At 33.8% G+C, this 6,059-nt stretch carries 6 protein-coding genes; 4 read left to right on the forward strand and 2 right to left on the reverse strand.

The annotated features are described in order from the left end of the window. Nucleotides 1-11: 11 nt before the first annotated feature. The 4 genes from Q0252_RS02260 (at nucleotide 12) to Q0252_RS02275 (ending at nucleotide 3,943) form a co-directional block, all read left to right on the forward strand. Nucleotides 12-1,364, forward strand: a complete 1,353-nt coding sequence (locus Q0252_RS02260; protein ID WP_297983260.1) for a DEAD/DEAH box helicase — start codon at nucleotides 12-14, stop codon at nucleotides 1,362-1,364. Nucleotides 1,365-1,672: 308 nt separating this feature from the next. After that, nucleotides 1,673-2,386 carry a 3-ketoacyl-ACP reductase gene (locus Q0252_RS02265; RefSeq protein ID WP_297983262.1) on the forward strand — a complete coding sequence of 238 codons (714 nt, stop codon included), beginning with the start codon at nucleotides 1,673-1,675 and terminating at the stop codon, nucleotides 2,384-2,386. A 114-nt stretch (nucleotides 2,387-2,500) separates the two neighbouring features. Then, nucleotides 2,501-3,064 (forward strand): Crp/Fnr family transcriptional regulator, encoded by a 564-nt coding sequence (locus tag Q0252_RS02270; RefSeq protein ID WP_297983264.1) that lies wholly within the window; start codon nucleotides 2,501-2,503, stop codon nucleotides 3,062-3,064. A gap of 201 nt (nucleotides 3,065-3,265) precedes the next feature. Further along, nucleotides 3,266-3,943 (forward strand): type 1 glutamine amidotransferase domain-containing protein, encoded by a 678-nt coding sequence (locus Q0252_RS02275; protein WP_297983265.1) that lies wholly within the window; start codon nucleotides 3,266-3,268, stop codon nucleotides 3,941-3,943. Nucleotides 3,944-4,132: 189 nt separating this feature from the next. On the opposite strand, the gene Q0252_RS02280 is transcribed toward Q0252_RS02275, so the two are convergent. Together Q0252_RS02280 and Q0252_RS02285 are read right to left on the reverse strand one after the other, a co-directional pair. Then, entirely contained in the window at nucleotides 4,133-4,426 is a 294-nt protein-coding gene (locus Q0252_RS02280; RefSeq protein ID WP_055041276.1) for an antibiotic biosynthesis monooxygenase, read from the reverse strand. A 368-nt stretch (nucleotides 4,427-4,794) separates the two neighbouring features. After that, a complete protein-coding gene (locus Q0252_RS02285) occupies nucleotides 4,795-6,000 on the reverse strand; it encodes an erythromycin esterase family protein (RefSeq protein ID WP_367174806.1) in 1,206 nt (401 codons plus the stop codon). Nucleotides 6,001-6,059: the final 59 nt, after the last annotated feature.

Raw genomic sequence — 6,059 nt, forward strand, 5'->3', positions numbered from 1 at the left:
AATTTCAACGGATGAGAACCACTTTCGCAGATTTCGATTTGCCTGAAAAAATTCTGGATGTTTTAGCCGACCTTAACCTTTTCGAACCCACACCGATTCAGGAAAAAAGTATCAAACCGATTCTTTCCGGACGCGATGTGATGGGAATTGCGCAAACAGGAACGGGAAAAACACTCGCTTATCTTTTGCCGGTTCTCAAAACCTGGAAGTACAGCAAATCCGGAAATCCTACCGTACTGGTTTTGGTCCCTACGCGCGAATTGGTGGTGCAGGTAACTGAAATTCTGGAAACTTTAACGCAGAATATTACGGCGAGAGTAATCGGGATTTATGGCGGTAAAAATATCAATACACAGAAACTGCTGTTTAACCACGGCTGCGATATTTTGGTAGGAACACCGGGACGTGTGATGGATTTGGCGATTGACAATGCGATTTCCCTGAAAGAAGTTCAGAAACTCATCATCGATGAGTTTGATGAAATGCTGAATTTGGGTTTCAGACCGCAATTGACGCATATTTTCGAGATGATGCGCGAGAAGAGACAGAACATTCTTTTTTCTGCAACCATGACGGAAGCTGTGGATGAAATGCTCGACGAATATTTTGCCGGACCTATCGAAATTTCGTTGGCAAAATCTGGAACGCCGCTTGAAAAAATTGAACAGACCGGCTATAAAGTTGAAAACTTCAACACGAAAGTAAATCTGTTGAAACATTTGCTTGAGACGCAGGATGATCTTTCTAAAGTTCTGATTTTCAATAACAACAAGAAACATTCAGACTTGCTTTTCACGAAAATTGAGGAACTTTTCCCGGAGCAGTTTGATGTTATCCACTCCAATAAGTCACAAAATTACCGTTTGAAAGCAATGAAAAGTTTTGAAAATGAGGAAATTAGAGGACTCATTACCACGGACGTTATGGCGAGAGGTTTGGATATTTCGAACATTACGCATGTAATAAATTTTGAAATTCCTGAAGTTCCGGAACAGTACATCCACAGAATCGGGAGAACGGGTAGAGCTGATAAAGACGGTAAAGCCATCAGTTTTGTGACGAAAAAAGAAGAAACGTTGCTTCTGGATATCGAACTTTTAATGGATAAAGAACTTCATATTTTGGAGTTCCCTGCGGAAGTAAAAATTAATCCTAAAAAAATAGCTTCGGAAGAAGACGATGTGAAAATGAAAAACGCACACACCGTAAAAATTGAAGATGGAGGCGGTGCATTTCATGAGAAAAACGACAAGAACAAAAAAATTAATTTGGGCGGTCCCCACAAAAGAAACAAACCCAAATCCAAACCTGGCGCCAACCGTGCACAGGCCAAAGCAAAATCCAAAGCCAAAAGAAAGAAATAATAAAAGCTCCCGAAATTTTTCGGGAGTTTTTTTTGTAACCTGTTTTGTTTCCGGTAAAACGGCAGTGGATCACTCAATAACTGACTAAGCTGAAAAGTTATTTGAAAAATTTTGAGCCATTAAGCCTACAAATTTTTTTGGAAATAACTTTTTTATCTACGATTAAAAAATCCTTAACCGATAAACTCAATATTCCATTTTTCTACCATCGATTTATTCACCTTTTTCTTTAGATTTTATTCATCATCAGAAATCATTTAGGCGGTTTTGTTTTCTTAATTTTGCAAACAGTATAAATATAAAAAGTTATGAATTTAAAAGGTAAAAATGCACTGATTACTGGTGGTGGAAGAGGTCTTGGGAAAGCGGTTGCTATTGCTTTGGCAAATGAAGGTGTAAATGTAGGAATTACGGGTAGAAATGAAGAACATCTAAAGTCTACCGTTGCAGAATTGGAGAAATTGGGGATAAAAGCTGTGTATTCTGCTTTTAATGTAGAAGAAATGGCTCAAGTAGAGCAAGGAGTGGCTTCTATCGCTTCTCAATTGGGTGGAATAGACATTTTAATCAATAACGCTGGAGTAGGAGACTTTGGAAGCTTCGAAGATATGCCAGTAGAAACTTGGGAAAAAGTAATGACGGTAAATCTTTTTGGCGTGTATTACGTTACAAAAGCAACTTTGCCTTATTTGAAACAAAATAAAGAAGGAGATATTGTAAATGTAGCGTCAACTGCTGGATTAAAAGGCGGTCCGAATATGTCAGCGTACTCTGCTTCTAAAGCAGCGGTAATTGCTCTTTCTCAATCACTGATGGCTGAACTAAGAAAATTCAATATTCGTGTAATAACCTTAACACCAAGTACCATTGCTACTGATATGAGTATAGAAGGTAAACTTACTGATGGCAACCCAGAAAAAGTGCTTCAACCAGAAGATTTCGCAGAATGGGTGAGAGATATTTTGAAAATGAACAGAAGAGCCATGATTGCTAGTGCTTCTATTTTCTCCACCAATCCATAAGAATTCCATCTGCCATATTTAAAAAATCCATCAAGAGCGATGGATTTTTTTGGTTTCAATAGTTTACATTTGGAGACAACAATTCTTTTGTTTGCAATTTAGAATGATAAAAATATGAGTGAAATTTTAAGACGTCAAATTGAGAAAATTACGCCATTAACTGACCAGGAGTTCGAGTATATTCTGTCTCATTTTACCTTGAAAAAATTTAAAAAGCATCAGATTTTAATTCAAGAAGGGGATACCGTACAAAATGATTATTTTGTGATGAATGGTTTGTTAAAAGCTTCTTACCTGAATCAAGAAGGGAAAGAACACATCATGCAATTTGCAATGGAAGATTGGTGGATTACCGATTATCAAGCGTATTTTAATCAAACGGAAGCTATTTTTACCATTGATGCTTTAGAATCTACCGAAGTACTTACTTTGTCTCTCTATAACCGAGAGAAACTCTGTGCAGATATGCATAAAATAGAACATTTTTTCAGGAAAAAGTCTAATAATGGTTATATCGCGCTCCAAAGAAGAATTTTGTCTCTGCTGAACAGCAATGCCAAAGAACGCTACGAACAATTTATTTCTCAATATCCTACACTTTTGCAACGGTTGCCCAAAACATTAATCGCTTCATATTTAGGTGTTTCCAGAGAAACCTTGAGTCGGCTTTCGGTGTAATGTGATGTAGGTCACAAAAAAGTTGTGAGGTAGGTCCTGTTGTTTGTGGGGAGCTGCATTTACCTTTGCACTATCAAATCATTAAAAGTCAATAGTAAAATGAATCACAACAAGTTTTTATCCAAGATTATTTTCTTAACGGGTTGTATTCTTTTTTTAGGGATTAATATGATCAATGCACAAACAATAAAATCTAACAAAATGAGCAAAAAAGTATTATTCGTGGTTACGAGCCACGGCGAATTAGGAAACACTGGTGAATCTACCGGTTATTATTTAGGTGAAGTGACGCATCCTTGGGCTGTATTAGTAGATGCTGGTTACGAAATAGATTTCGTGAGTCCAAAAGGTGGAAACCCGTCTTATTATGGAAATACTCCAGATGATAAGGTTAATGAAAGATTTTTGGCAGATGAATATTATCAAAATAAAATTCAGAACACCATGACTCCTTCTGAAGTAAATCCTGATGAATATGTAGGGGTTCTTTATGCTGGAGGTCACGGTACGATGTGGGATTTTGCAGATAATAAAGAATTGGCAGTAATCGCACAAAAAATCTACGAAAAAAATGGAGTAGTAAGTGCGGTTTGTCACGGTCCTGCCGGATTGGTGAATATTAAACTCAGCAATGGAAAATATTTGGTAGATGGCAAAAAAATCAATGCTTTCACCAACGAAGAAGAAGCTGCTGTGAAATTAGATGAAGTGGTTCCATTTAGATTAGAATCTAAATTAATAGAACATGGAGCCAAGTTTGAAAAATCTGGTTTATGGCAAACTCACGTTACCGTAGACGAAAGAGTGGTAACAGGACAAAATCCTCAATCTGCTCATGCAGTTGGCGAAGCTGTTTTAGAAGAACTTAAAAAACTCTAATAGTTAAGAATACAAAAGAGACTGTTTTCAGTCTCTTTTTTTTTGTGCTAAATTGAAATTTTCTTTGAATAATCAAGATAAATCCTGTACACTTAGCAAAGCTTCAACCTTTCACAAAATAATAAAAAAAATGGAGCCGAGGAAATGCCTGGCTCCATTTAACTGTATTAAAAATTGGTGTTCGATTACTTACTTTACTGCTAGTAAATCTACCATTTCAAGTACAGGTTCTTTAGCAAGTAATTCAGAAGCGTTGGCCATTAAAGCCTTCGCGATCTCACCATTCAAGTGAGCATCTCTTGCATCTGTAGTTCCGAACGTATCGAATATACCAAAAGTAGAAGGGCCAATTTGTAAAGCATACCATCTTACAGTTCCTGGCTCACCTTCCGCAAGCGGCAAAGCTGACTTTAGGAATTCCAATACTTCATTTTCTTTACCCGGTTTTGCTTCTACTCTTGCTAATATTGCAAACTTTTCCATAATTTAAAATTTTAATGTTATTAAGAGTGTTCTTCAACTCTTTATAACAAAAATAGGTTTTCCTAATCAATCTAAAAATACAAAAGATGTTAAATAACGTTAATCATCGAAAATCAGCTAATTTTCTAATGTTCTCTCCCATTAGAATTTTTTCATGATCAAGTGATTCACATTAATGATAATTAAATAATTGATAAAAGATCATGCACAAAAAAAGAGAACTTTCTGAAAGTCTCTTTAATATCTTTATAAACTTTTTACGATAAACCTATAATGCTGAAGAAATCTCCGGAGGTTCCGTTCAACAGGCTTTCATTTCTTGTCTTGCAGACAAAACGAAAGCTTAGTTATTAGCAGAAGTATTTATTTTAAAGCAATTCTGAAGCTTTTGTTGTTTTTAGGAAGATTAAATAATCAAAATCGTTTGTGATTTTTGATTTTATGAATTCATCTTTCGGAATATTTGCTCCAGTAAATCTATATTTTCTATTTTCCAAAATCCATTTTGCAAGTTTGCTGTTCTCTTTTTTCAAACTTTTTAAATCAAGTAGGAAAATTGGAATATTTAAAGAATTTAAATAATATTCTAATGATTCAGAATCAGCTTTTTGAGAAGGAATTGCATTGAAGTTTTTCTCGAAAACACGATATTCTCCTTCATAAAATGTAAATCCGACATTTATTAAATTTTCTTTGAAATTATTCTTTAAAAATCTTCCCATTGAATTTCCTTGATATCGAATATGTTGATTGTGCGCCCAAATAATAATTTTTGAATTTTGGTTTTGACTTTTAATCCATTTGAGGTTTTCCGCCATAAAAGAATCTCTTTCAGCTAACATTGCTTTTACAAAGTTTTGTTTTAGAATTGTTAGATTTTGTAAAAGCCATTCTTTTTGATCTGAATTACTCGAAATAATATTGTTTTCAATTTCAGTTAAACCATTTTTGTAAATCATATTTTGTTCTTTAGTGAAAATAGTAGGAGTTAGTCTAATTTTTCTAACATCTTCAAGAACTTTTTTAAATTTATAGAAATTGATATTTAGCAAGTTGTTTTTAAGGTAAAATTCTTCAATGATTTTCAATGAAGGTTCATAAGATTGCATGTCAAAACCTGCAATTCTTGTTTCTTTAGAATTTTCATGATTATAATTGTTAATCCAATCTAATAAGTTTTGTATTTCTTTCGTTTCCCAAATTTTGAAATTGAGGTTTTTTAGAACTGTTCTCGAATCGGATTTGTTGTTTAACAAAAAGTCATTGATATTATATGTTTCAACCATTGGACTTTCAATTGTAAATAAATCAAAATTTTGCTTTTGTATTAAATATCTAATTATTCGATTTTTAATTTTAAATATTTCACTTGAACTATGTGTAACTTCTCCTAATGCAATGATTTCAGAATTTCCGATAATTTTATCTAAAAATTTTAAATTTTCATTGTTTGAAATGTCAGGATTTGACGTGTCTATTGGATAAATGAATTTCTTGATGTATTCAATTTCTTCCTTATTTAAAGGTTCTTGTGCAATTGAAATTTGAAATGTTATAATGAACAGAAAATATATTAATACCCGTTGTGCATTTAGGAATTAAAAAAGAAAAAGATTGTCCATTTGATTAAAAA

Source organism: uncultured Chryseobacterium sp., from assembly GCF_936933875.1.
Classification (GTDB): domain Bacteria; phylum Bacteroidota; class Bacteroidia; order Flavobacteriales; family Weeksellaceae; genus CAKZIK01.